The sequence below is a fragment of the Pseudomonas sp. GW821-FHT12A04 genome (assembly GCF_058807755.1).
Genome location: NZ_JBXAQZ010000008.1, coordinates 253,618 through 279,766 on the forward strand (window position 1 = coordinate 253,618; position 26,149 = coordinate 279,766).

At 60.4% G+C, this 26,149-nt stretch carries 24 protein-coding genes; 18 read left to right on the forward strand and 6 right to left on the reverse strand.

Annotated features, from left to right (window positions below; genetic code table 11):
* Nucleotides 1–154 precede the first annotated feature (154 nt).
* The 8 genes from AC1RS8_RS14965 to AC1RS8_RS15000 all read left to right on the forward strand — a co-directional run bounded on the left by AC1RS8_RS14965 (nt 155) and on the right by AC1RS8_RS15000 (nt 9,722).
* Nucleotides 155–874, forward strand: a complete 720-nt coding sequence (locus AC1RS8_RS14965; RefSeq protein ID WP_218494358.1) for a response regulator transcription factor — start codon at nt 155–157, stop codon at nt 872–874.
* Nucleotides 864–2,285 (forward strand): histidine kinase sensor domain-containing protein, encoded by a 1,422-nt coding sequence (locus AC1RS8_RS14970; protein ID WP_489339084.1) that lies wholly within the window; start codon nt 864–866, stop codon nt 2,283–2,285. The genes AC1RS8_RS14965 and AC1RS8_RS14970 overlap by 11 nt, the downstream gene beginning before the upstream one ends.
* A 168-nt stretch (nt 2,286–2,453) precedes the next feature.
* Nucleotides 2,454–3,356, forward strand: a complete 903-nt coding sequence (gene cysM / locus AC1RS8_RS14975; protein ID WP_057713655.1) for a cysteine synthase CysM — start codon at nt 2,454–2,456, stop codon at nt 3,354–3,356.
* A complete protein-coding gene (gene rlmD, locus AC1RS8_RS14980) occupies nt 3,356–4,708 on the forward strand; it encodes a 23S rRNA (uracil(1939)-C(5))-methyltransferase RlmD (RefSeq protein ID WP_057713656.1) in 1,353 nt (450 codons plus the stop codon). Before cysM ends, rlmD begins: the two co-directional genes overlap by 1 nt.
* 122 nt (nt 4,709–4,830) lie before the next feature.
* Nucleotides 4,831–7,074 (forward strand): GTP diphosphokinase, encoded by a 2,244-nt coding sequence (gene relA / locus AC1RS8_RS14985; RefSeq protein ID WP_090457279.1) that lies wholly within the window; start codon nt 4,831–4,833, stop codon nt 7,072–7,074.
* A 137-nt stretch (nt 7,075–7,211) separates the two neighbouring features.
* A complete protein-coding gene (mazG, locus tag AC1RS8_RS14990) occupies nt 7,212–8,045 on the forward strand; it encodes a nucleoside triphosphate pyrophosphohydrolase (RefSeq protein ID WP_102669940.1) in 834 nt (277 codons plus the stop codon).
* A gap of 28 nt (nt 8,046–8,073) precedes the next feature.
* The gene (locus AC1RS8_RS14995) at nt 8,074–8,616 is read left to right on the forward strand and encodes a DUF2058 domain-containing protein (RefSeq protein WP_057713659.1); all 543 of its coding nucleotides are present in this window, start codon (nt 8,074–8,076) and stop codon (nt 8,614–8,616) included.
* Between the two features lie 158 nt (nt 8,617–8,774).
* Nucleotides 8,775–9,722 carry a hypothetical protein gene (locus tag AC1RS8_RS15000; RefSeq protein WP_489339083.1) on the forward strand — a complete coding sequence of 316 codons (948 nt, stop codon included), beginning with the start codon at nt 8,775–8,777 and terminating at the stop codon, nt 9,720–9,722.
* 67 nt (nt 9,723–9,789) lie between these two features.
* On the opposite strand, the gene AC1RS8_RS15005 is transcribed toward AC1RS8_RS15000, so the two are convergent.
* The 6 genes from AC1RS8_RS15005 to AC1RS8_RS15030 all read right to left on the reverse strand — a co-directional run bounded on the left by AC1RS8_RS15005 (nt 9,790) and on the right by AC1RS8_RS15030 (nt 17,330).
* Complete coding sequence (locus AC1RS8_RS15005; RefSeq protein ID WP_057713661.1) at nt 9,790–9,978, reverse strand: hypothetical protein; 189 nt, start codon at nt 9,976–9,978, stop codon at nt 9,790–9,792.
* Nucleotides 9,979–10,379: 401 nt separating this feature from the next.
* On the reverse strand, nt 10,380–11,600 hold the full coding sequence (fabB, locus tag AC1RS8_RS15010; RefSeq protein ID WP_007974551.1) for a beta-ketoacyl-ACP synthase I: 1,221 nt from the start codon (nt 11,598–11,600) through the stop codon (nt 10,380–10,382).
* A gap of 11 nt (nt 11,601–11,611) precedes the next feature.
* Entirely contained in the window at nt 11,612–12,127 is a 516-nt protein-coding gene (gene fabA, locus AC1RS8_RS15015) for a 3-hydroxyacyl-[acyl-carrier-protein] dehydratase FabA (RefSeq protein ID WP_003227150.1), read from the reverse strand.
* 247 nt (nt 12,128–12,374) lie between these two features.
* Nucleotides 12,375–14,276, reverse strand: a complete 1,902-nt coding sequence (locus AC1RS8_RS15020; RefSeq protein WP_489339082.1) for an ATP-binding protein — start codon at nt 14,274–14,276, stop codon at nt 12,375–12,377.
* On the reverse strand, nt 14,273–15,205 hold the full coding sequence (locus AC1RS8_RS15025; RefSeq protein WP_489339081.1) for an ABC transporter substrate-binding protein: 933 nt from the start codon (nt 15,203–15,205) through the stop codon (nt 14,273–14,275). Before AC1RS8_RS15025 ends, AC1RS8_RS15020 begins: the two co-directional genes overlap by 4 nt.
* Nucleotide 15,206: 1 nt before the next feature.
* Entirely contained in the window at nt 15,207–17,330 is a 2,124-nt protein-coding gene (locus tag AC1RS8_RS15030; RefSeq protein ID WP_489339080.1) for a TonB-dependent receptor plug domain-containing protein, read from the reverse strand.
* 195 nt (nt 17,331–17,525) lie between these two features.
* Here AC1RS8_RS15030 and AC1RS8_RS15035 point away from each other — a divergent pair, with 195 nt between their 5' ends.
* The 10 genes from AC1RS8_RS15035 (at nt 17,526) to AC1RS8_RS15080 (ending at nt 26,147) form a co-directional block, all read left to right on the forward strand.
* Nucleotides 17,526–18,551 (forward strand): NAD(P)H-dependent glycerol-3-phosphate dehydrogenase, encoded by a 1,026-nt coding sequence (locus tag AC1RS8_RS15035; protein WP_057713665.1) that lies wholly within the window; start codon nt 17,526–17,528, stop codon nt 18,549–18,551.
* A 31-nt stretch (nt 18,552–18,582) separates the two neighbouring features.
* A complete protein-coding gene (locus tag AC1RS8_RS15040; protein WP_057713666.1) occupies nt 18,583–18,930 on the forward strand; it encodes a DUF4389 domain-containing protein in 348 nt (115 codons plus the stop codon).
* Nucleotides 18,927–19,382, forward strand: coding sequence for a phosphohistidine phosphatase SixA (sixA, locus tag AC1RS8_RS15045; RefSeq protein ID WP_057713667.1), 456 nt, complete (start codon nt 18,927–18,929; stop codon nt 19,380–19,382). The genes AC1RS8_RS15040 and sixA overlap by 4 nt, the downstream gene beginning before the upstream one ends.
* Before the next feature lie 200 nt (nt 19,383–19,582).
* Nucleotides 19,583–21,250 carry an AMP-binding protein gene (locus AC1RS8_RS15050; protein WP_090457269.1) on the forward strand — a complete coding sequence of 556 codons (1,668 nt, stop codon included), beginning with the start codon at nt 19,583–19,585 and terminating at the stop codon, nt 21,248–21,250.
* Between the two features lie 32 nt (nt 21,251–21,282).
* Entirely contained in the window at nt 21,283–21,726 is a 444-nt protein-coding gene (locus tag AC1RS8_RS15055; RefSeq protein ID WP_090457267.1) for a hotdog fold thioesterase, read from the forward strand.
* Between the two features lie 113 nt (nt 21,727–21,839).
* A complete protein-coding gene (locus AC1RS8_RS15060) occupies nt 21,840–22,646 on the forward strand; it encodes an alpha/beta fold hydrolase (RefSeq protein ID WP_046042984.1) in 807 nt (268 codons plus the stop codon).
* Complete coding sequence (locus AC1RS8_RS15065) at nt 22,643–23,497, forward strand: alpha/beta hydrolase (RefSeq protein ID WP_489339079.1); 855 nt, start codon at nt 22,643–22,645, stop codon at nt 23,495–23,497. The genes AC1RS8_RS15060 and AC1RS8_RS15065 overlap by 4 nt, the downstream gene beginning before the upstream one ends.
* Nucleotides 23,498–23,547: 50 nt before the next feature.
* Entirely contained in the window at nt 23,548–24,207 is a 660-nt protein-coding gene (locus AC1RS8_RS15070) for a glutathione S-transferase family protein (RefSeq protein ID WP_489339078.1), read from the forward strand.
* Nucleotides 24,208–24,215: 8 nt separating this feature from the next.
* The gene (locus tag AC1RS8_RS15075) at nt 24,216–25,022 is read left to right on the forward strand and encodes a DUF4892 domain-containing protein (RefSeq protein WP_489339077.1); all 807 of its coding nucleotides are present in this window, start codon (nt 24,216–24,218) and stop codon (nt 25,020–25,022) included.
* 69 nt (nt 25,023–25,091) lie between these two features.
* The gene (locus tag AC1RS8_RS15080; protein WP_090457260.1) at nt 25,092–26,147 is read left to right on the forward strand and encodes an AI-2E family transporter; all 1,056 of its coding nucleotides are present in this window, start codon (nt 25,092–25,094) and stop codon (nt 26,145–26,147) included.
* Nucleotides 26,148–26,149 lie beyond the last annotated feature (2 nt).

Here is a 26,149-nt window from a genome sequence, read left to right on the forward strand (position 1 = left end):
GCAGTGTAGCGATTTGCTCGCGGGCAATCTTCGTAAAAATGGTGCCGTCATTCGTCGGTCCGGACGACTCATTGGCAATACGGACAAACGGTGGGTTGCCCCTGGCGAGGCAATCTTGAATAATCGCTCAACTGAGAATTATTTGCAGATAGTCATGACTCCCATCACTGCCGGCCTTCCCCGAATCCTGTCCATCGAAGACGACCTTGTGCTCGGAGCCTACGTTCATGAGCATCTGGACCGCAGCGGCTTCCAGGTGACCTGGTGCCAGAACGGTCAGGAAGGCCTGGACATTGCCCGCCGGCAACCATTCGACGTGGTGTTGATGGATATCCTGCTGCCGGGCATGGACGGCCTGGCGGTACTGACCCAATTGCGCCAGAGCCATTCCACCCCGGTGTTGCTGATGTCGGCCCTCGGTGCCGAGGCCGATCGCATCAGCGGCTTTCGCCTGGGGGCTGATGATTACCTGCCAAAGCCCTTCAGCATGGTGGAGTTGCGGGTGCGCATCGAAGCCATTCTGCGGCGGGTGGCACTCGACCGCCGACCCGCGCCCGCCGTGCCGGCGCCGTCGATGGACAGCCTGCGTTTCGACGATGAAAGCTTCGAGGTCTTTTATGGCGAACAGGCCGGTGGCCTGACCCGCAGCGAGTATCGGTTGCTGGAGACGCTGCACCGCAGCGCCGACGAAGTACTGAGCAAAGCCTTTCTTTATCAACAGGTGCTGCAGCGCGGTTACGCGGCCCATGACCGCAGCCTGGACATGCACATCAGCCAGATCCGCCGCAAGCTCAAGGCCATTGGCTACACCGAGCGCGAAGTGCGTACGGTTTGGGGCAAGGGCTACATCCTGAGCGCCGCCGATGAAATGTAACTTGCCGGGCAGGCATTCGCTGTTCTGGAAACTGGCCTGTCTATTGGTCGCTTTCTGTCTGCTGATGATCTGGCTGAGTTGGTCCTGGGGCCGTTACATGGAGCAGCGTAACCAGTTCCTCTCCGATGAGGCCCGCGGCACCCTGTCCGGTTATGCCGCCGAAGCCGAGCAGGTATGGCAGCAGCGTCAGAGCGCCGGTATCGATGACTGGCTGCAAGGCATGCATCAGCGGGAAAAAGGCTGGGTCGGTGTCATCGGCGGTGATTTGCAGTCCTTGAGCAACCAATCGCTGACGGACAAGGAAGTCGAACGCCTGACTTTTTTGCGCGGCCTCGATTGGCCCATCCACAAGAAAGGCCGGCCGTGGATGCGCATACCCTTTCCCGGTGACCCCTCCGTCGGCAGCCTGGTGATCGAGTTGCCCAAACGCTTCGTACCCGGGCGTTACCGGGTGTTCTGGCGGGTGATCACCAACGGCGTGATTCCGGGATTGTTCACCTTGCTGTTGTGCGTCGGGCTGTATCGTTTGTTGGTGGTGCCGCTCAACAGTCTGCGTGAACAGGCCAATGCCTGGCGTGCCGACCAACTGAATGTGCGCCTGTCGAGCCGCACTACCAATCGTTCCGATGAATTGGGCGAGTTGGGCAGGGCGTTCGATCACATGTCCGAGCGCCTGCAAAGCACTGTGGCCTTGCAGCAGCAACTGCTGCGCGACTTGTCCCACGAATTGCGCACGCCCTTGAGCCGCCTGCGGGTGGCCAGTGAAAGCGAGCAGGGGCTGGAGCCATTGCGCGAACGCATCGGCCGTGAAGTCGATGGCATGCAGCGCCTGGTGGAAGACACGCTGCAACTGGCGTGGCTCGATACCGAGCGCACCCGTTTGCCTGACGAAGCGATCCAGATCCAGGCCCTGTGGGAAATGCTCACGGAGAACGCCTGCTATGAAAGTGGTTGGCCCGATACGCAGTTGCAATGCACCGTAGATTCATCCTGTTGGGTTCGCGGTCATCTCAACACCCTGGCCCAGGCATTGGAAAACATTCTGCGCAATGCGATACGGCATTCACCTGATGGTGGGGTTGTCCTGCTCGGCGGCCAGCGTGATGGAGATTTCTGGCATCTATGGCTGGAGGATCAGGGCGGCGGCGTGGCGGAAGCTGATCTGGAGCGGATCTTCCTGCCGTTCACCCGACTCGACGGTTCGCGGCCGGGGGATGGTGGATTTGGGTTGGGCTTGAGCATCGCCCGAAACGCGGTGCAGCGTCAGGGCGGACAGTTGTGGGCACAGAACACCGGAACCGGGTTGCGCCTGAACATGCGGTTGTTGGCGGATGTTGATAGCGCCAGTGCCGACGCCATCGCGGGCAAGCCCGCTCCCACACTGACCGTGCTTGAACCGCGAAACCTGTGAGCACCCCGGCACCCTGTGGGAGCGAGCTTGCTCGCGATGAGGCCCTCATGTTCACCGCAAAATATCTGCTTATTCCCATAAGCCATAAGCACCACACTTTGCGTGATATGGCCTGGGAACGTTTGCCGGTATGATAGTCGCCCCCGCAGTCTGGATTGCGAATACGCCATGACCTTGCAGTACCCAACCATCGCCGATTGCGTCGGCAACACTCCGCTGGTCCGTTTGCAGCGCCTGCCCGGCGCCACCAGCAATACCCTTTTGCTCAAGCTCGAAGGGAACAACCCGGCGGGTTCGGTCAAGGACCGTCCGGCGCTGTCGATGATCACCCGCGCCGAGTTGCGCGGGCAGATCCACGCCGGCGATACGCTGATCGAGGCGACCTCGGGCAACACCGGGATCGCCCTGGCCATGGCCGCTGCGATCAAGGGTTACAAGATGATCCTGATCATGCCCGACAACTCCAGCGCCGAGCGCAAGGCAGCCATGACGGCCTATGGCGCCGAGCTGATTCTGGTCAGCCAGGAGCAGGGTATGGAAGGCGCCCGTGACCTCGCGCAGAAGATGGAAGCCGAAGGCCAGGGCAAGGTACTGGATCAGTTCGCCAACGGTGACAACCCCGAGGCGCACTACACCACCACCGGCCCGGAAATCTGGCGCCAGACCCAGGGCACCATCACCCATTTCGTCAGCTCCATGGGCACCACCGGTACCATTATGGGTGTGTCGCGCTACTTGAAAGAGCAGAACGACAACGTGCAAATCATCGGTCTGCAACCGATGGAAGGCTCGGCGATCCCGGGGATCCGCCGCTGGCCTCAGGAATACCTGCCGAAGATCTACCAGGCTGACCGCGTGGACCGGATCGTCGACATGGCGCAAAGCGAAGCCGAAGACGTGACCCGTCGTCTGGCCCGCGAAGAAGGCATTTTCTGTGGCGTGTCCTCGGGCGGTGCCGTGGCGGCAATGTTGCGCCTGTCCAAAGAAGTTGAAAACGCGGTGATCGTCGCGATCATCTGCGACCGTGGCGACCGTTACTTGTCGACCGGCATTTTCGACGCGCCCAACTGATGGCCAAACATGAAAGAGGCCTGCGCTTCCAGCCCACCGGCGGCAGCAAGGCCCCGCAAGTCCCGACCGGCAAAAAGCAGCGCCTGACCATCGAGCGCCTGGCCAATGACGGTCGCGGTATCGCGTTTTTCGAAGGTCGCACCTGGTTCGTCATCGGCGCATTGGCCGGTGAAGAGATCGAGGCACGCGTCCTCGGTGCCCACGGCAAAGTGGTCGAGGCGCGCACCGAACGGGTGTTCAAGGCCAGCGAACTACGCCGCCCTGCACCGTGCGCCCATGCCGGCCGCTGTGGCGGTTGCAGCGTGCAGCATCTGCCCCACAACGAACAGCTTGCCCTGAAACAGCGCATGCTCGCCGAGCAGTTGTCGAGAGTCGCGGGCGTCGAACCCGATGAGTGGGCAGCGCCATTGAGCGGTGCGGAGTTCGCTTACCGCCGTCGCGCCCGCGTCGCGGTGCGCTGGGACATGAAGGCAAAAAAACTCGAAGTCGGTTTCCGTGCCGCTGGCAGCCAGGACATCGTGGGCATCGATGACTGCCCGGTGCTGGTACAGCCCTTGCAACCGATCATGGCCCGCTTGCCGGAGATGCTGCGACGCTTGAGCAAACCCCAGGCACTCGGGCATGTGGAGTTGTTCAGCGGCTCGACGCTGGCGGTGTTGCTGCGGCACATGGCGCCGTTGTCCGATGCCGACCTGACGATCCTCAAGGAATTCTGCGCGTTCCATGAAGCCCAGTTGTGGCTGCACGGCGATGGCGAACCGCAACCGGTCGAGGCCGATCAGTCGTTGGGCTATCGTCTTGAACAGTGGGACCTGGAGCTGGCGTATCGTCCCGGGGATTTCATTCAGGTCAACGCCGCCGTCAACGAAGCGATGGTCGCCCAGGCGCTGGACTGGCTGAAGCCGACAGCGGATGAGCGCGTACTCGACCTGTTCTGTGGCCTGGGCAATTTTGCCTTGCCGCTGGCCAAGGCTGCTCGTGAAGTGGTGGCGGTCGAAGGCGTGCAGGTGATGGTCGATCGGGCCGCGGCGAATGCGGCCAGCAATAATCTGCATAACGCGAAGTTTTTTCAGGCCGATTTATCCCAGCCTTTGACGGACGCCGAATGGGCCGCCGAAGGCTTTTGTGCGGTACTCTTGGACCCACCGCGTGACGGTGCTTTCGAGGTTGTGCGCAAGCTCAGGAGCCTGGGCGCCGAACGTTTGGTGTATGTGTCGTGCAACCCTGCAACTCTGGCGCGCGACACGGTCGAATTGATCAAGCAGGGCTACCGGTTAAAACGTGCCGGGATTCTCGATATGTTTCCTCAAACGGCACATGTCGAGGCCATGGCGTTATTTGAAGCGAGCTAGGATGCTCGTCTGGTCCGACTGGCCCGCCCGTGCAGCCGCGCACCCAGCCCGACGTGGGCGCACCGGCAACGAAGGTCAGCGATTTGACGCATTGAATCTGCGTCGTAGGGAAGGTAAGCAAGATGGTACAGGTGAGAGCACACCAGCCGATCAATACCGACGGCAGTATCAATCTCGAGGCTTGGCTCGATCATGCGGTCAGTGTCGATCTGGCACTGGATCGCGAAGCCTTGAAAGAAGCCTGCGAGTACGCTCGCGAGGCCGAACAACAAGCCAATGCGGCACAGAATCTGTGGTCGGAAGGTAACTCGACTTTCCGTACAGGGCTTGAGATCGCCGAGATCCTCGCCGATCTCAAACTCGACCAGGACTCTTTGGTCGCCGCGATCTTGTATCGAGGCGTGCGCGAAGGCCAGATCAAGTTGCCGGCCGTCAGCCAGCGCTTCGGTCCGGTGGTGTCCAAGCTCATCGACGGCGTGCAGCGCATGGCCGCGATCAGCGACAGCCTGAGTCCGCGAAAATCCCTGGTGCTGGGCACCCAGGGCCAGGTGGAAAACCTGCGCAAGATGCTGGTGGCCATGGTTGACGACGTTCGCGTCGCCCTGATCAAACTGGCCGAACGCACGTGCGCGATCCGTGCGGTGAAAACCGCCGACGACGAAAAGCGCAACCGTGTGGCCCGTGAAGTCTTCGACATCTACGCGCCATTGGCCCATCGCCTGGGTATCGGTCATATCAAGTGGGAACTGGAAGACTTGTCCTTCCGTTACCTGGAACCGGACCAGTACAAGCAGATCGCCAAGCTGCTCCATGAGCGGCGACTGGATCGCGAGCGCTTCATCAGCGACGTGATGAGCCAGCTGAAAAACGAACTGCAGGCCACCGGCGTCGATGCCGACATCAGCGGCCGGGCCAAACACATCTATTCGATCTGGCGCAAAATGCAGCGCAAGGGTCTGGAGTTCAGCCAGATCTATGACGTGCGCGCCGTTCGCGTGCTGGTGCCGGAAATGCGCGACTGCTACACCGCGCTCGGCATCGTCCACACCTTGTGGCGGCACATCCCGAAAGAGTTCGACGACTACATCGCCAACCCGAAAGAAAACGGCTACCGCTCGCTGCACACGGCGGTGATCGGTCCGGAAGGCAAGGTACTGGAAGTGCAGATCCGCACCCACGCCATGCACGAAGAGGCTGAGCTGGGGGTATGCGCCCACTGGAAGTACAAAGGCACCGACGTCAAATCCGGTTCCAATCACTACGAAGAGAAAATTTCCTGGCTACGCCAGGTGCTCGAATGGCACGAAGAACTGGGCGACATCGGTGGCCTGGCGGAGCAACTGCGGGTCGACATCGAGCCGGACCGGGTCTACATCTTCACCCCGGACGGTCACGCAATCGACTTGCCGAAGGGCGCGACCCCGCTGGACTTCGCCTACCGCGTACACACCGAGATCGGTCACAACTGCCGTGGCGCCAAGATCAACGGGCGCATCGTACCGCTCAACTACAGCCTGCAAACCGGTGAACAGGTCGAGATCATCACCAGCAAGCACGGCACCCCGAGCCGTGACTGGCTGAACCCGAACCTGGGTTATGTCACTACGTCGCGGGCACGGGCGAAGATCGTTCACTGGTTCAAGTTGCAGGCTCGCGACCAGAACGTCGCGGCCGGTAAAACCTTGCTCGAGCGCGAACTCAATCGCCTCGGCCTGCCAGCGGTGGATTTCGACAAGCTGGCCGACAAGGCCAACATGAAGACCGCCGAAGACCTGTTCGCCGCCCTCGGCGCCGGGGACTTGCGCCTGGCGCAACTGGTAAACCTCGCGCAGCAACTGGTCGAGCCGGAGCGTGGCAACGAACAGCTTGAACTCATACCACGCAAGGCCACCGGCTACAAACCGGGCAAGCGCGGCGACATCCAGATCCAGGGCGTCGGCAACCTGATGACCCAGATGGCCGGCTGCTGCCAGCCATTGCCGGGTGATGCCATCGTCGGTTACATCACCCAGGGCCGCGGCGTGAGCATTCACCGCCAGGACTGCGCCTCGGTGCTGCAACTGAGTGGGCGGGAGCCGGAGCGGATCATCCAGGTCAGCTGGGGCCCGGTACCGGTGCTCACCTATCCGGTGGACATCATCATCCGCGCCTACGACCGTTCCGGGTTGCTGCGTGACGTCTCGCAGGTTTTGCTCAATGAGCGGATCAACGTGCTGGCGGTCAACACCCGCTCGAACAAGGAGGACAACACCGCGCTGATGTCCCTGACCATCGAGATTCCGGGGCTGGATGCATTGGGGCGGTTGCTGGGGCGGATTTCCCAGTTGCCGAACATCATCGAAACCCGGCGTAACCGGACACCTTGATGCATGTTCAGCGCCGATCCACTGTGGGAGCGAGCTTGCTCGCGATGACGGTTCAACATTCAACACAGGTGTTGTCTGACTGTCCGCTATCGCGAGCAAGCTCGCTCCCACAAGGGACTTTGCAGTGAGAGAGATTGATGTATTCACTTGAAGACCTGCTGCACCTCATGAACCGCCTGCGCGACCCGCAGTACGGTTGCCCGTGGGACATCAAGCAAACTTACGCCACCATCGTCCCCCACACTCTGGAAGAAGCCTACGAAGTCGCCGACGCCATTGAGCGCGGTGACTTCGATCACTTGCAGGGGGAGCTCGGCGACTTGTTGTTCCAGGTGGTGTATTACAGCCAGTTGGCCCGGGAAGAAGGGCGCTTCGAGTTTGAAGGTGTGGTCGACAGCATCACCCGCAAGCTGATCCGTCGTCACCCCCATGTGTTCCCTACGGGCGACCTCTATGCACCGCTGGATGTCCCGCGCCTCAGCGAAGAGCAGGTCAAGCAGCGCTGGGAAGAGATCAAGGCCGAGGAGCGCGCAGAGAAGTCCTGCGCGCCCGAACAGCTGTCATTGCTCGATGACGTCCCCGCTGCATTGCCGGCGTTGTCACGTTCGGCGAAATTGCAAAAGCGCGCGGGGCAGGTCGGGTTCGACTGGCCGGACGCCTTGCCGGTGCTCGACAAAGTGCGTGAAGAGCTCGATGAAGTCCTCGAAGCCATGTCGGAAAATGATCCCGAGGCCGTGGCCGAAGAGATCGGTGACCTGCTGTTCTCCGTGGTGAATCTGGCGCGGCACCTCAAGGTTGATCCGGAAACCGCACTGCGGGGTGCCAACGGCAAGTTTGAAAGACGCTTTCGTTTTATCGAACAGGCATTGCGCGACACCCGCCGTCCCATGGAAGATTGCACCCTCGAAGAGTTGGACGCCTTGTGGGGCGAAGCCAAACGTCAGGAAAAGAATTTGCCCAGCTGCGGTTGAGCAGTGGCCTAAGTGAGTAATAAGCACCATGAGCATTTCCCTTCGCGACCAGTTGCTCAAAGCAGGGCTGGTCAACCAGAAGCAGGCCAAGCAGGTCAGCAAAGACAAGCAGAAACAGCAACGCCTGGCCCACAAAGGCCAGATCGAGCTGGATGACTCCCAGCAGCGCGCGGCACAGGAAGCCATGGCCGAGAAGGTCAAGCGCGACCAGGAGCTCAACCGCCAGCAGCAGGAAAAGGCTGAGGCCAAGGCCCGTGCCGCGCAGGTCAAGCAATTGATCGAAGTTTCGCGCCTGCCGAAATTGACGACCGAGGATTACTACAACTTCGTCGACGACAAAAAGGTCAAGCGCATCTGCGTCAACACCCTGATGCGCAACAAGCTCAGCAGCGGTTCGCTGGCCATCGTGCATCACGCTGGCGGCTACGAAGTGATTCCGCGCGAGGCGGCATTGAAGATTCAGGAGCGCGACCCGCAACGCATCGTGCAGATGAATGTGCAGACCGAAGAAGTCAGCGTCGAGGACGATCCGTATGCGGCCTACAAGATCCCTGATGATCTGATGTGGTAATCGCTCCTCTTCCATTACATGTTTGTTAGTACATTGCTGGATTAATGAATTGAACCCGAAAGATCGCGTCGATACGATCTCTCGGGTTTTCTTTTGCCCGAAATATTCTCAGGGGAGAGAACTAATGGAATGAAATTAAATGAATAAGGATATTGTCAATGCTGGTAAGTATCGCCTCGTTACGCCAACCCACTTTTAAATCGCAGCTTTCACAGCCGCGACAACCCGATCAATCCATTCACGATTATCTGGACGACGAGCTTGTCGCACGAGCGGAGCTTGTGCGCCGAAAGATCAAGATCGCTGCGAAAGCTGCTCGCGACGATCACGGCAGGCCCGCGTGCGTTTTCGTAACCCTGCCCGAGTTTTTCTGGAACATTCCCTGGCACGAAGTCCGTAATGAACAGGAGCTTCACGAACTGAACTCTGCTTATCTGACGAAGGTGACCGAGTGTGTGACGCTGTTGATAAGTGATCTGCCAGTGCAGCACTACGGCAAGATCGTTTTATTGGCAGGAAGTTGTGCGACGCTGATCAAGGTGGGAGAGGGGGAGTCGAGCTATTACGATGTCATTAATTATGTGCTCACAATTTCCAATAAGGAATACGAGGTCGACATGCCGCTGATGTCGATGTGGCCGAAGCGTTATGTGTCAGGAATCGATTTTGGAAGACATGTAGGGTCGGAAGACGGGTACTGGTTTTTCAAGTTGTTCGATGAGGTTGTGGTACGGGTAAAGAAGGTCAGTAGTGTGCAGGCCGAGCACAGTTACTTTGGTGGCTACGAAGGAATATTTATTAATAGTCTTGTAGTGGGTTGCCCATTCGGTATCAACTTGTGCCTCGATTATGCGGCGTTGAAAGACGGTGAACGGGACAAGGAGGTTGAACTGGCGGGGGCCAAAATCGATTTCCTGATCGCCTGTGGCATGGACTTCGATGACGGCAAGCGTCATCTATCTTCGCTTCAGTTTGCCGTCCGCAATGACGGCATGGGCGATGGTGAGTGCGAGGTGGTGAAACTTGAGGCGGGCTGGATCGTCGGTGTTGTTCCTTCGGTGGTGATCGACGACTCCCTTCATTTAGCGGCCATTCAGATTGCCTGAGCCGCGTGCTCCGGTTGCAGCCTGCCCGTGCGGGAAGGGGCAGGCTGCATGGTGGTGGAGTCTGCCTTCAACCGGTTGCGAGCTCGCGGTTGCGCTCGAGCATTTCCAGTTCGGCCCTGTAGTTTTGCGCGTCGATCTCGGAGTGGAACATCCCGACCAGCAGGTCTTGTTGATGCACGTCCCAGATCCGGATACCGGCGGCTACACCCTCGTGGGATTTATGTGAATCGTCGCGTTCAGTTACTTTTACAGTCATCTGCTAGCTCCAATCTCTGTTATCTGCAGCAAGGCGTGTGCAGGTCTCTGTTATAGAGTTTGGTAGCTTGCTAAGTAAATAACTGAGTTTGGTAACGGTTTTTTGCAAAAACGGAAACAGTCCTGCAGCCCGCGAAATCCGCGACATTCAGTCGCAGGGCGTTAAGTTTCATGACAAACGTTTCATGTTGAAGGCACCACAAATCCAGTGTCGAGCACTGAAACTGTGGGAGCGAGCTTGCTCGCGATGGCGGTGGGTCAGACAGCAATGATGTCGATTGACACTCCCTCATCGCGAGCAAGCTCGCTCCCACAATGGTTGTGGTGTCGAATTCTTTGAGGCCAAAAAAAAACGCCCCGAACCAGTCGGGGCGTTTTCATGTGCGACTCAGCAGAGGGAAATTACTTACCTTCCCAGCGCTTCAGTACCAAAGTGGCGTTGGTGCCACCGAAACCGAAGCTGTTGCTCATCACGGTGTTGATGGTGGCGTTTTCGCGGGTCTTGGTCAGCACCGGCAGGTCGGCCACTTCAGGGTCCAGCTCGTCGATGTTGGCGGAGCCGGCAATGAAGTTGCCTTCCATCATCAGCATGCAGTAGATCGCTTCGTGAACGCCGGCAGCGCCCAGGGAGTGACCCGACAGGCTCTTGGTGGAGCTGATGGCCGGAGCCTTGTCGCCGAACACTTCACGCACGCCTTTCATTTCCGCGACGTCGCCGACCGGGGTCGAAGTGCCGTGGGTGTTCAGGTAGTCGATCGGGGTGTCGACGGTGGACAGCGCCTGCTGCATGCAGCGGATCGCGCCTTCGCCGCTCGGGGCAACCATGTCGTAGCCGTCGGAGGTCGCGCCGTAGCCAACGATTTCCGCGTAGATCTTCGCGCCGCGGGCCAGAGCGTGTTCCAGCTCTTCAACCACGACCATGCCGCCACCGCCGGCGATGACGAAACCGTCACGGTCTGCGTCGTAGGCACGGGAAGCTTTTTCCGGGGTGTCGTTGCGCTTGCTGGACAGGGCACCCATGGCGTCGAACAGGAACGACTGGCTCCAGTGCTCTTCTTCACCGCCGCCGGCGAAGACGATGTCCTGCTTGCCCATCTGGATCTGTTCCATGGCGGTACCGATGCAGTGAGCACTGGTGGCGCAGGCAGAAGCGATGGAGTAGTTCAGGCCCTTGATCTTGAACGGAGTGGCCAGGCAAGCGGAAACGGTGCTGCTCATGGTCCGCGTTACGCGGTATGGGCCGACGCGCTTGACGCCTTTCTCGCGCAGGATGTCCAGCGCTTCCATCTGGTTCAAGGTCGATGCACCACCGGAACCGGCGATCAGGCCGGTACGCGGGTTGGAAACCTGCTCTTCGGTCAGGCCGGAGTCAGTGATGGCGTCTTTCATGGCCAGGTAGGCATAAGCTGCCGCGTGGCCGACGAAGCGATAGATCTTGCGATCGATCAGTTCTTCAAGGTTGAGGTCAATGGAGCCGGAAACCTGGCTACGCAGACCCATTTCGGCATATTCCGGGTTGAACCGGATGCCAGGGCGGCTTGCACGCAGGTTAGCGGAGACGGTCTCTTTGTCATTGCCCAGGCAAGAAACGATGCCCAGACCAGTGATAACGACGCGGCGCATGCGGATAACCCTTAGAAGTTGTCAGTGGAGGTGAACACGCCGACCCGGAGGCCTTCGGCGGTGTAGATTTCGCGACCGTCGACAGTGACCGAACCGTCGGCGATGGCCAGGTTCAGCTTGCCCTTGAGGACGCGCTTGATATGAATGTTATAGGTGACTTTCTTGGCGGTCGGCAGGACCTGGCCGAAGAATTTCACTTCGCCCGAACCCAGCGCACGGCCACGGCCCGGCAGGCCTTGCCAGCCCAGGAAGAAGCCGACCAGTTGCCACATGGCGTCGAGGCCCAGGCAGCCCGGCATCACCGGATCGCCTTCGAAGTGGCAGGCGAAGAACCACAGGTCCGGATTGATATCCAGCTCGGCGACCAATTCACCTTTGCCGTACTTGCCACCTTCTTCGCTGATCAGGGTGATGCGATCAACCATCAGCATGTTCGGGGCGGGCAGTTGCGCGTTACCAGGGCCGAACAGCTCACCGCGACTGCAGCGCAGCAGATCTTCCCGGGTAAAGGCGTTTTGTTTGGTCATGCGAGCTCCTCAATAGTCCCATGCGGCAGGTGGGGCAAATCTTCCCGGCCGATCGAAGCGTTCATGCCTCGAACCGGCAGCCTACTCATAGACTATTGCGTTGTGGTGAAAGTCACAGCACCAAGGACATGAATGTACACTTGTGCACTGAAATTATTATTCAAGCCCCTTTTCGGGCCTGTTCGGGTGACTAAGACTGCCGCACTTTCGCCTTTCACGCCAGTCGCAGATGGTCGAAAGGCCTGTACTACTGCACCCAACGCTGAAGAATTTGCTGCAGATCAGTCCGTTTGAACGGCTTGGCCAGGTAATCGTTCATCCCCGCTGACAGACAGGCTTCGCGGTCACCCTGCAAGGCATTGGCGGTCAGGGCGATGATCGGCAGGTCGGTGCAACCGGGTAGATTGCGTATTTGTCGGGTGGCTTCATAGCCATCGATGATCGGCAAGCGGCAATCCATCAGGATCGCTTCGAAGATCAGGCTCTCGGCGCTGCGTACCGCCTGCGCGCCGTCGGCAGCGACACTGACCTTGAAGCCCAGGCTGCGCAACATGGCTTCGATGACGGTCTGGTTGACCGGGTTGTCTTCGACCAACAACACATTGCGTCCTTCGCCGTTGCTGTTGCGCGATTGCGCGCGAGGGGGTAGCAGCGGTTGTGTCTGCTGGTGCAATGCCAGGGGAATTTCCAGGGTGAACACCGAACCGCGGCCTTCCTCACTCTGCGCGCGCAAGGTGCCGCCCATGCGTTCGGCCAGGGTACGGGCAATCGGCAGGCCCAGCCCCGTACCGCCGTAGCGTCTTGAAATAGAACTGTCGGCCTGCTGGAAAGCGCTGAACATCAATTCCAGGCTTTGCGCCGGGATGCCGATCCCGCTGTCGCGCACGGTGCAGGTGAACCACAGCAACTCGTGGTCCAGCGACTGCCACTGCGCCTCGATCGTGACGCGGCCCTGCTCGGTGAACTTCAGCGCATTGCCGACCAGGTTGACCAGTATCTGACGGATACGCGTCGGGTCGCCCTTGACCTGCAAACCGCGCATGTCGTCGGGGATCATCAGTTGCAGGTCCAGACCGCGTTGCGCGGCGCTGTGCTGGAACGACTGGGCGCAACTGCCGATCAGGTCGGTGAGGTTGAATGCAATGTGCTCCAGTTCCAGCTCTGAACGTTCGATCCGCGAGAAATCCAGGATGTCGTTGATGACCTTGAGCAAGTGCTCGGTGGATTCGGAGGCCAGCGCCGCATACTCCACCTGCTCCTCGGTCATGTCGGTGGTTTCCAGTAACTGCAGCATGCCCAGTACGCCATTCATCGGCGTGCGCAGTTCATGGCTCATCATGGCGAGGAAATCGGATTTTGCGTTGTTGGCCTTTTCCGCTTCTTCGCGGGTCTGGATCAACTGCGCCATGGCCTGATGCTGTTCGCGGCTGGCCTGCTCGAGACCGCTGGCGAGGTTGTTGATGTGTTGCGACAGCGCCCCCAGCTCGGTGTCGTCGACAATGGGCAGCGGTGTGTTGTAATCGCCGTCCTGGATCGCCTTGACCGCATTGCCGATATCACGGATCGGTTTCGACAGGCTGCCCGCCAGGCGGCGGGCCACGATGAAGGTAAACAGCAGGGCAAACAGCGCCAGGATGGCGGCCTTGAGCACGATTTCCTGTTGGCGCCGGCTGAAGGCATCGTTGGACAGCCCGACGATCACCCGACCGAGGTAGTCCTCGGTGGGGGCGGCAGTGGCGGTTTTGCTGCTCTGGAAAAAATCATTGTGCAACGCGATACGCTGGAGCCGTATCGGTGCCTGGAACACTTCGAGCTGTTGCGCGCGATTGTGGTGTTCGCTCGGTTGTTCGACGTACACCAGAACCCGGTTTGCACTGTCCTGGATTTCCAGAAAACTCACGTTGGGCGTGGCCAGCGTTGCCTTGAGCAAGGTTTCGAGCACTTCGATGTTGCCCGAAATCACGCCGTACTCGGTGGCCGGGGCCAGTTGATTGGCGATCAACTGGCCAGTGTGGGAGATTTCCTGACGCAGATCCTGGATGCGCACGAACGTGAAGAAACTGATCAGCAACAAGGTCAGCAGCAGTGCAGGGCCGAGGCTGATCAGTTGGGTGCGAGTGTTGATGTCCCAGCGACGGCGCAAGCTCATGGACGGCGTTCTCCTTCAGCCAGCAGTGTGGCGACAGACGCTTCGTTTATCTGTTCGATACCCAATGAACGTGCGACTTGCGGGTTGCTCGCGACCTTGAATCGATGGGGATAGTGCGTGCGCGGCCAGGTGGCTGGTGGCCGGTCGAGCAATTCGTCGAGGACCGCCAGCCAGTCGCTCTGATCGCTATAGGTGCTGGCCAGGCTTCCGGCCTTGACGAATCCGGCGTTGGGTCCGATCAGGGCCACTTGCCGCGAATAGCTGCTCAGCAGCAGGTTCTTTGCGGTTTGCGGGTTGTACAGGTCGGCATCGTCCAGTCCCAGCAACACGTCGCTGTTATTTAGCAGTGCCTGTAATGGACGACTGTCGTGAATGTTGTCCCAGCGCTGGGTGACCATCTCAAGACCCAGGGGGAGGGCGGCCTGACGCAGCTCATTCAACAGAAATTCACTGTGGGTGTCGTAGAGCACGCCGATGCGTCTGGCTTGTGGCAACAGGGTGCGGGTCAAGCGCAACTGGCGATCCAGTGGTGGATCGCTCCATAGCAGGCACAGGCGCGCAGGCAACGTATTGTTCAAGCGTTGCCGGGCTTGCAGGCGGCTGATGCGCAATACGAGAGTCGCCGGGCCCTGGGCGTTTTGCAGGCGCCAGTCGAGGCTGGGCAGGTCGAGCAGTATCAAGCGGATGTTTTCCGGCAGCTTGTCCGGTATCGGCATTTTGGCCAGCGTCTGGAAGCGTACGTTATCGCGTGGTCGCAACTCGCTCAGGGCCTGGGTAAACGCCCGCACACCGGGGCTGTCTTCGGCCCCCGTGAGCAAAATGTCGGCCGCGTTACTCGCCAGGCTGCCCAGCAGGCCGCTTGTCAGCAGGCAAAGTATGGCCAGCAGCCGACCCAGAGGCGGCATTCTGCAGGCCGGGCGATTCGGCATCTTAAAGCTCCAGCTCGGCGCTGAAATACATCACCTGGCGCTGGTCATAATTATTGTCGATGAAGGTGGTCGGTTGATTGTCCAGCCGTTGCTGGAGCACCCCGGCCAGTTCCAGGCTGGCCTTGCCCAAGGCGATGCGTTTGGCGATGCGCGCATCGACCCGTTCGAAGCGGTAGCCGTTAAGGGCGTCATCGCCATAATAGAAAAGCGCACTGTTCCAGCCTTGGCCCCAATCGCGCAGCCATCCGGCCGAACCACTGTTACTTGCAGTCTGCCTGGCATCCAGCGGATTGCTGGCATCGGTATCGACGTAGGCATAAGTCAGTCGCAGGCGATCGAGGCTGCCGACACGCCAGTCGAGCTGGGTTTCGACCCCCGAAAAGCGCGCCTTGTTGGCATTGCTGGCAATGTACTGATTGTTGCGCAGCGGCTCACTGATCATGCCGGTGATTTCGTCGTGGAACAGCTTCACGTCGAGCGCCAGCCCCGGTTCGGGAAAGTAGCCGTTGTAGCCCAGTTCCCGGGAGCGCATGTGCTCTTGATCAAGGTCGCCGGGGCCGCGGGTCTTGACGAAATAACGGGCGCTGGACTGGCCAAACGCACCGGGCTTGAGGTTGGTGACCTGATAACTCCAGTTGACGTTGTTCTCGAACATGTCCGGTGAGCGGATGGCCTCGGAGTACACCGCACGCAAGCCGTGGCGCGGGTTGATCAGGTAGTTGACCGCCATGCGGGGTGTCAGCGAGCTGCCGGTCAACCGGGTGTCCTCGAACATGGCGCCGCCTTGCAGCAGCCAGTGTTCGGTGGCATGCCACTCGAACTGGCCGAACGCTCGCCAGATCCTGTCATCGAGAGTGCCATTGAAGTAGGTCTCGGAATCCGCCCGGTCGTAACGATAGTTCATCCCGCTGACCAGTCGCAGGTTATCGGCAAGGCTCAGGGTGTCCTGCAGTTCGAGGTCGTAGCGCGATTCCCGGGTGCTCTGGTCGATGTCGCCGCAAACGGTCTGGCTCGCGCCGTTGCGCCATTGATCGAGTACCTGGTTGGCCAGCGCCTGCTCGGCGGGCGTGCCGGCCGGCGCACCAGAGCCGATGAAACGCGTGATATTGCGGGCCAGGCGCTCGGTGTAGTTCGGGTTCAACTGCCAGAGTTCGGTCAGCTGCGGGCTGAACGAAACTTCTGCATCGCAGGCGCGCCAGGTTTGCTGGCGATCCCAGTGTTGGGCCGAACCCTGGATGTAAAGGCTGTGGTCGGGATTGACGTCCAGATTCCAGCGCAATGACCCGGCGTAGTCCTTGGCGGTGACGTCGGAGTCGTCGCCGGCGCGGGTAATTCCCGGGAACACCGGCCGGTAGGTATAGGGCCGCTGGTTGGTGCCGTCCTTGGCATTCAATTGCCAATCGAGGCTTTGCCGTTCGTCGAGGCTCTGGCTGACGGTGAGGTTGAAGCGCTCGAGGCGACGACTGTCATGGTAGTCAGCGCCGGTTCTGTCGGTGTCGAAGCCGTCGTCTTGCTGGCCGGACAGGGACAGGCGCATGTCTCCATCCTCCCAGCCCAGGCCCTGGCTGGCGTAAAAGTCGTTGATGCCGCGCTGGCCCCGGGTGACCTTCATGCGCGTGCCGTGACTGTCGGCCGGGCGCCGGGTAATGATGTTGACCACCGCCATCAGGGCGTTGGCGCCGTAGCTGACGGTATTCGGTCCGCGAAAGACTTCGATGTGCTCGATGTCTTCCATGGCCACCGGAATGTCACTCCAGTCCACGGTGGCCAGGCCGGCGCGATACACCGAGCGCCCGTCGATCAGCACTTGCATGCGCCGCGCTTCATTCGCATTGGTGCCGTGGTAGTTCACCGTCGCCTGATTACCGCTGATGTTGCCGACCATCATCCCCGGCACCAGGCGCAGCAGTTCGCTGATGTCACGGGCACCGCTGGCGTGGATCAAGGCACTGTCGATCACCGTCATGCTTCCCGGCACGGCCGCCGGCGACTGCTTCAGGCGCGTGGCGGTGAGTACTTGCGGCAGCGGTTCGTTGTCCAGGAACAAGTCGTCGGCCAGCGCCGGCGAGCTGAAAATCAGCGCCAGTACCAGAGGTGAATGCGGTGAAGGAGAGCCCGGAGACACAACACATCCCTGTCAGTGATTGTTGGCGCGCATGTTAACCGAGCCGAATGACTTTTCCATTCACGATGTCTGCATTTTCCTCGGTTTTATTGGTCTTCTTCCTACGGGTGCAGGTATTTGATGTCGGGGCTGGCCGTCGATGGACTGCCCCGTATAATGCCGACATCGCCACTGGTATGGATTAACGGATTGCATATGACTGAACAGCGCCCGATTGCGGTCCTGGGAGGCGGAAGTTTTGGAACCGCCGTGGCTAATCTGCTGGCCGAGAACGGGCATCAGGTCCTTCAGTGGATGCGTGACCCCGAACAGGCCGAGGCCATTCGGGTCAATCGCGAGAACCCGCGTTACCTCAAAGGCATCAAGATTCTGCCCGGCGTCACGCCGGTCACCGACCTGCAAGCCACCCTGGACGCCTGCGACCTGTGTTTCGTCGCATTGCCCTCCAGTGCGCTGCGCTCGGTGTTGGTACCGCACGCCGAACGTTTGAGCGGCAAAATGCTCGTGAGCCTGACCAAAGGCATCGAAGCCCACACGTTCAAGTTGATGAGCGAGATCCTCGAAGAGATCGCCCCGCAGGCGCGCATCGGCGTCCTGTCCGGACCCAACCTGGCCCGTGAAATCGCCGAGCACGCGCTGACCGCCACGGTGGTCGCCAGTGAAGACGAAGAACTCTGCCAGCAGGTTCAGGCCGCGCTGCACGGACGCACCTTTCGTGTGTACGCCAGCGCCGATCGTTTCGGCGTGGAGCTGGGCGGGGCGCTGAAAAATGTCTACGCGATCATCGCCGGCATGGCGGTGGCGCTGGGCATGGGAGAAAATACCAAGAGCATGCTGATTACCCGGGCATTGGCGGAAATGACCCGCTTCGCGGTGAACCAGGGTGCCAACCCGATGACCTTCCTGGGGCTGGCCGGCGTGGGCGATCTGATCGTGACCTGTTCGTCGCCCAAGAGCCGCAACTATCAGGTCGGCTTCGCCCTCGGCCAGGGCCTGAGCCTGGACGAGGCGGTCACGCGCCTGGGCGAAGTCGCCGAAGGGGTCAATACCCTTAAAGTGCTCAAGGCCAAGGCGCAGGAGGTTGGCGTGTACATGCCGCTGGTCGCCGGGCTGCACGCGATCCTGTTCGAGGGGCGCACGCTGGAGCAGGTCATCGGTCTGTTAATGCGTGGCGAGCCGAAAACCGACGTCGACTTTATTTCCACCAGTGGTTTCAACTAATCACGCTTGCCAGAAAAGCAGGGAGTTGCGCATGAACGATCCAAAAATAGAAGCCAAGTACGAGTCCATCCTGCTGCGGGTGCTGTGGATGATCCTCTTCGTGCTGGTGTGGCAAGTGGCGCAGTTCATCCTCGGCGCCGTCGTGCTGGTGCAGTTGATCTATCGTTTGTTCTATGGCGCCCCAAGCGCCAGCTTGATGAATTTCGGCGACAGCCTGAGCCAGTTTCTGGCGCAGATCGGTCGTTTCGGCAGCTTTCACAGCGACCAGAAGCCCTGGCCGTTCGCCGACTGGCCGACGCCGCGTACACCGGAAGGTGAGGCGCCGCATGTCGTGGCACCGGCACCGCATCCGGCCCGAGATGAGGAACCCAAGCTATGAAACTCTGGGTATTGCGTCATGGTGAAGCTGTACCACACGGCTCCCGCCCCCACGATTCGGAGCGGGAATTGACGGATAACGGTCGTAAGGAAGTATTGAAAATCGCCGCAGAGCTGATGGGTCAGCCACTGACCGGCATTTACGCCAGCCCGTACCTGCGAGCGCAGCAAACAGCGCATCTGGTGCGAGATGCATTGGGTTTCGAACCGGAAATCCGCACCGTCGAGTGGCTGACACCGGACACGGAGCCGGACAAGGTGGCCGAACAGATGGTCGCGGTAAGCAACGTTTTGCTGGTCAGTCACAACCCGCTGGTGGGGAATCTGCTGAGCTACCTGCAGCATGGTGCCGGACATCCGCCGGAAAGGGTCAGCACTGCCGGTCTGGCGGAGCTCAAGGGTGAAGAGCTGCTGGTCGGGTCAATGAAACTCGACAGCATCAAGCATCCGTAACACCGCTTTTCTGTGGGTGCGTGGCTTGCCCGCGAAGGCATCGACTCGGTCATGCCTGATAAACCGCGGAGCCTGCATCGCGGGCAAGCCACGCTCCCACAGGTACGTCATAACCCGAAAAGTTTTGTATGAAATAGTCAACCAAGCACTTGCTTGGTTGACTACGCTTGCTCCAGACCAAAATCACAGGAGCGAGTCGCATGTCTGCTGCTTTTCGTTTGCCGCTGGACGTTTTCTACGAGCGTGAGGCCCGTCATCCCCGCCAGCGCTTTCTGGTCCAGCCTGTCGGGGGCGGCCAGGTCGAGACCTTGACCTGGGCGGACGTCGGTCATCAAGCACGCTGCGCCGCCCACTGGCTGAGAGCGCGGGAACTGCCGCAGGGCAGCCATATCGCCCTGATCTCGAAAAACTGTGCGCACTGGATCGTTGCCGATCTCGCGATCTGGATGGCCGGGCATGTGTCGGTGCCGTTGTACCCAAACCTGACCGCCGAGACCGTTGCCCAGGTACTCGAACATTCGCAAGCAGCGCTGGCATTCATCGGCAAGCTCGACGACTGGCCAGGTATGTCCCGTGGTGTCAGCCCCGACCTGCCGACCATCAGCCTGCCCCTGCATCCTCCCGGCGACTTTGATTTCAGTTGGGACGACCTGCAACGCAGTTCGCCCATCCAGGACAATCCCAAGCCCGACGCCGACCAACTGGCGACCATCATTTACACGTCCGGCACCACGGGCATGCCCAAGGGTGTGATGCACAGCTTCGGCACTCTGGGGTTTGCCACCACCCGCGGCACTGCGTTGTTCGGTCTCAACGAGTCGGACCGGCTGCTGTCCTACCTGCCGCTGTGCCACGTTGCCGAGCGCATGTTCGTCGAGCTGGCATCGATCTATACCGGCCAAACGGTGTTTTTCGCCGAGAGCCTCGATACCTTCCTCACCGACCTGCGCCGTGCGCGCCCGACCGCACTGTTTGGCGTGCCGCGCATCTGGACCAAATTCCAGATGGGCGTGTACAGCAAGATCCCGGCAAAACGTCTCGACTTCCTGCTCGGCCTGCCGATAATCGGCAAACGGCTCGGGCATAAAGTCCTCGCCGGGTTGGGGCTGGATGCGCTGCGCATCGCGTTGTCCGGCGCGGCTCCGGTACCGCAGACCTTGTTGCAGTGGTACCGCAAACTGGGGTTGGACGTGCTGGAGGTCTACGGCATGACCGAGAGTTGCGGCTACTCCCACATCGGCCTGCCGGGCCAGAACAAACCGGGCTGGATCGGCAAGCCGTGTCCGGAAGTCGAAGTGCGGATCGCCGAGACGGGGGAGGTCATGGTGCGCAGTGGTGCGACCATGCTCGGGTATTACAAGGAACCGGAAAAAACCGCCGACACCATTACCGAGGACGGCTTCCTGCGTACCGGCGACAAGGGCGAGGAGGACGCCGAAGGCAATCTGCGCCTGACCGGGCGCCTGAAGGAAATCTTCAAGACCAGCAAAGGCAAGTACGTGGCCCCGGCACCGATTGAAAATCGCCTGGCCGTGCATTCGCGCATCGAACAGGTCTGCGTGGTGGGCGATGGCTTGAGTGCGCCGCTGGGTTTGTGCGTGTTGTCGGCGGTCGGCCAGCAGGATGCCGGCGGGGCCGCGCGCGCCGGTTTGCATTCGAGCCTGGAAAAACTGCTGGAGGAGGTCAATGGTGCCCTCGACAAGCATGAACAACTTCGGCGCCTGGTGGTGGTCAAGGACAGTTGGGCCGTGGAAAACGGCTTTCTTACCCCGACCCTGAAGATCAAGCGCAACGTGATCGAAGCGGCTTACGGTGAACGCTTTGAGGAATGGAGCGAGCGCAGCGAAGCGGTGCTGTGGCAGGATTGATCCACGAACAAAACCAACGAGGAAACTCTGCGATGAGCCTGTGGCGCACCACCCCGAACATCGAGCAGTTGAACGCAATCCAGAAAAACACCATCGGCGAAGTGCTGGACATCCGTTTCGAAGCTTTTGACGATGAGTCCCTGACCGCCAGCATGGTCGTCGATCACCGCACCCATCAGCCTTACGGCTTGCTGCATGGCGGTGCCTCGGTGGTGCTGGCCGAATCGGTCGGCTCGATGGCCAGCTACCTGTGCATCGATGCCAGCAAATTCTATTGCGTGGGCCTGGAAATCAACGCCAACCATTTGCGCGGCCTGCGCAGCGGACGGGTGACGGCGGTGGCCAAGCCGATCCACATCGGCCGCACGACCCATGTCTGGGATATTCGGTTGACCAGCGATGAGGGCAAGGCCAGTTGTGTGTCGCGACTGACCATGGCAGTGGTGCCCTTGGGGGAGAATCCGCCGACGCGTTGAACCAAAACCATAGCTTTGACCGGACTGTCATCATTCCTGTCAGTTACGGTCATTGCTGTAGGACGCGGTCTTGCGGACAATCTACGCCTGTTCTCGCTCATGGATTTGCAGGTATGTCGCAACAGATCTTTTTCGCCCACGCCAATGGATTTCCTTCGGGGACCTACGGCAAGTTGTTTGCGGCGCTGGCACCCGAGTTTCAGGTGACGCATCTGGAGCAGCACGCCCACGACCCGCGTTTCCCGGCGGACGACAATTGGTACAACCTGGTGGATGAGCTGATCCATCACCTGCAACAACAGGCCGAACCCGTGTGGGGCGTCGGTCACTCCTTCGGTGGCGTGTTGCACCTGCATGCGGCCTTGCGTTGCCCCGAGTTGTATCGCGGCGTGGTGATGCTCGACTCGCCAGTGCTGACCCGGACCGATCAATGGGTCATACGGGCGGCCAAACGCTTTGGTTTCATCGACCGCTTGACCCCGGCCGGGCGTACCCTGGGCCGCCGTGAAGAATTCGCCGACCTGGAAAGCGCCCGGAAGTATTTCGCCGGAAAAACCCTGTTTCGTGGCTTCGACCCGGAATGTTTCGATGCCTACCTGCAACACGGCTTGCATCAGGTCGGCGACAAGTTGCGCCTGCGGTTCGACCCGGCCACGGAAATCAGCATCTATCGCGGTGTGCCGCACACCAGCCCGGGCAGCACCCGGCAGTTGCAAGTGCCGCTGGCGGTAGTACGCGGGCACAACAGCCGCGTGGTGATGCGCCATCACGCCAGTTCGGTCGACCGCCTGCCGTTGGGCGAGTCGTTGACCATGCCTGGTGGCCACATGTTTCCGCTCGAACGTCCCCTTGATACCGCTGACATGCTCAAAGGCCTGTTCTACCGTTGGGGCGGCCGTCGACAACAGGATTGCGCATGAACCACGTCGTCGAAGAGGTCCGCCTGAGCCTGCCGCACATCGAACTGGCGGCGCACCTGTTCGGTCCTGAAGACGGATTGCCGGTCATTGCCCTGCATGGCTGGCTGGACAACGCCAACAGTTTTGCCCGTCTGGCGCCGAAGCTTAAAGGCCTGCGCATCATCGCCCTGGACATGGCCGGTCACGGTCATTCCGGGCATCGCCCGCCGGGAGCCGGTTACGCCATGTGGGACTATGCCCACGATGTGCTGCAAGTGGCCGACCAGCTTGGACTGCGCAGGTTTGCGCTGATGGGGCATTCGATGGGCGCCATTGCTTCGTTGATCATCGCCGGGTCGATGCCCGAGCGGATTACCCACCTGGCGTTGATCGACGGCATCATTCCTCCTACAGACAAAGGTGAAAACGCTGCCGAGCGCATGGGCATGGCCCTGCAGGCGCAACTGGATCTGCGGGAAAAGCGCAAACCGGTCTACGACACCCTCGACCGAGCCGTCGAAGCGCGCATGAAAGGCCTGGTGGCGGTCAGCCGCGAGGCCGCAGAACTGCTGGCGCAGCGTGGCCTGATGCCGGTGCCGGGCGGTTACACCTGGCGCACCGACAATCGCCTCACACTGCCATCGCCGTTGCGCCTTACCACCGAGCAGGCCATGGCCTTCGTCCAGCGGGTCAAGTGTCCTGCAACACTGGTGGTTGCCGCCGACGGCATGCTCGCCAAACACCCAGAGTTGCTGGAGCGTCTACCCTTTAGCCGGGAACAGCTGCCAGGCGGCCACCATTTGCACCTCAATGATGAGTCTGGTGCCGATCTTGTCGCAGACTGTTTCAATCGGTTTTTCACCATTCCTTGACTTGCGCCGGGCAACTGTCGAGGCTTGGCGGGTTGAAAAGGGAGACAACCATGATAGATCTCTACACCGCTGCGACCCCGAATGGCCACAAGGTCTCTATCGTGCTCGAGGAACTCGGCCTGCCCTACACGGTGCATGCCTTGAGTTTCGACAAAAAGGAGCAGAAGTCCGCGGACTTCCTCAAGATCAACCCCAATGGCCGGATTCCGGCGATTGTCGACCGCGCCAATGGCGATTTCGCCGTGTTCGAGTCAGGCGCCATCCTGATTTACCTCGCTGAACAGACCGGCAAACTGATGCCATCGGACCCGAAGGGGCGTTCGCTGGTATTGCAGTGGCTGATGTTCCAGATGGGGGGCATCGGCCCGATGCAGGGCCAGGCCAACGTGTTCTTCCGCTACTTTCCGGAAAAACTCCAGGGCGCCATCGACCGGTATCAGCATGAAACCCGTCGCCTCTACGAAGTGCTCGACACGCGGTTGCAAGGCGTGGAGTTCCTCGCCGATCAGTACAGCATTGCCGACATTGCCACCTTTCCCTGGGTGCGCGGCTACGAGTGGTCGGGCGTCTCGGTGGAAGGCTTGACGGCGTTGCAACGCTGGATGGCAACCATGGAGGACCGGCCGGCGGTGCAGCGTGGCCTGCAAGTACCGAAACGCGCCGATGAAGCCAGTATTATCAAGGGCGCCCAGGCCATGCTGATCCGATGAGTCTATCCATGCGTTCATTCAGTTTGCTGGTGCTGTGCAGTTTCAGTCCCTTGTTATTCGCCGCCGATATTCCGGGCAGTCAGGACCTGCCGATAGTGCCGCGCATGGTCGACGCCCAGATTGTCGACTATCGCCCCGCCGCCGAACTGGAGCGGATCTACCCGTTGGGCTCGATCCGTAAAATCAGTGGCCAGTTACGATTCGACGGCCAGGTCAGTGCCCGCGGCAACGTCACTTCGGTGACCTACGAATTACCCTCGGAGCATTCATCCATCGAGGCGTTCACCGCTGCCCGCGAGGCTTTGCAACAGCAGGACGCCGGGTTGCTCTTCTGGTGCCAGGCGCGCGATTGCGGTGAAAGCAGCCTCTGGGCCAACCAGGTCTTTGGCAACGCGAAGCTGTACGGCGCCGACGATCAGCAAGCCTATTTGTTGCTGCGACTTGCCGCTCCAAGGGACAACACGCTCGTTGCGCTGTACAGCATCACCCGCGGTAATCGCAAAGCCTACCTGCATGTCGAACAGTTCGAGGCTTCGACACCGCTGGGCGAGTTGTTACCGACCTCCGCGACTTTGCTGCGTGAACTCAAGAGCACCGGCGAACTCGATTTTGCCACGCTGAACAGCGCACCTGACGAGACCTGGCTCCGCTTGATTTCTCGCGGACTGAATCTGGACACCACCTTGCGGGTCAGCATTTCCGGAGCGAACGCCGAAGCCTGGCGTCAGGCACTGATCGCCCAGGGCGTGCGTACCGCGCGGATGGAAGTCGGCAGTGCCGAAGGCTCTGGCCTGCACATCGAGCTATTGCGCTAGGCTGTACCGGGCGAGCGCGTACGTCGCGTTCGCCTACTCTTTTGCTGACTGACTTTTTCGAGACTTTTGATGATCAATAACGATCGCCTGTTGGTGCAGATCCTGCTCGTGGCGTTGTTCGGCGCGAGCTTCTGGGTGATGGCGCCGTTCTGGTCGGCGATGTTCTGGGGCGCGGTCCTGGCGTTTGCCAGTTGGCCGCTGATGCGCTTGCTGACCCGTTGGCTCAATGGCCGCGAGTCGCTGGCGGCGGCATTGCTGACGCTGGGCTGGATGGTGTTGGTAGCGGCACCCTTGGTGTGGCTGGGTTTCAACCTTGCCGATCATGTGCGCGATGCCACGGCATTCATCAAGGATGCACAGGTTGAGGGGCTTCCCGAAGCGCCGCTGTGGCTGGGTTCGATTCCCCTGGTGGGCGGGCGGCTGGTAGGGATCTGGAACAGCATCGACGAGCAGGGCGCGGCGATGATGGTGTCGCTCAAGCCTTATCTGGGGCAGGTGGGTAACTGGTTGCTGGCGCGCAGCGCGCAGATCGGCGGCGGTATTCTCGAACTGACCCTGAGCGTCGTCTTCGTGTTCTTTTTCTATCGTGACGGGCCGCGCCTGGCGGCATTTGTACACACACTGCTGGAGCGGCTGATCGGTCAACGGGCCGGCTACTACATTGAGCTGGTGGCGGGCACAGTACAGCGGGTGGTGAACGGTGTGATCGGCACTGCGGCGGCCCAGGCGATCCTGGCGCTGATCGGGTTCCTGATTGCCGGCGTACCGGGTGCGCTGGTGCTTGGCATCGTGACGTTCATGCTCAGCCTGATCCCGATGGGCCCGCCGCTGGTGTGGATTCCGGCGACCGCGTGGCTGGTCTGGAAAGGCGAGTACGGGATGGCCATATTCCTCGGGATCTGGGGCACATTCATCATCAGCGGTGTCGACAACGTGCTCAAACCGTACCTGATCAGCCGTGGCGGCAACCTGCCGCTGGTCATTGTGCTGCTTGGGGTGTTTGGCGGGTTGATTGCCTTTGGCTTTATCGGCCTGTTCATCGGCCCGACATTGCTGGCGGTGGCCTACAGCCTGTTGATCGACTGGAGCACGACCCAGGCACGGGGTGAAGATCGCCGGCCCTGAGA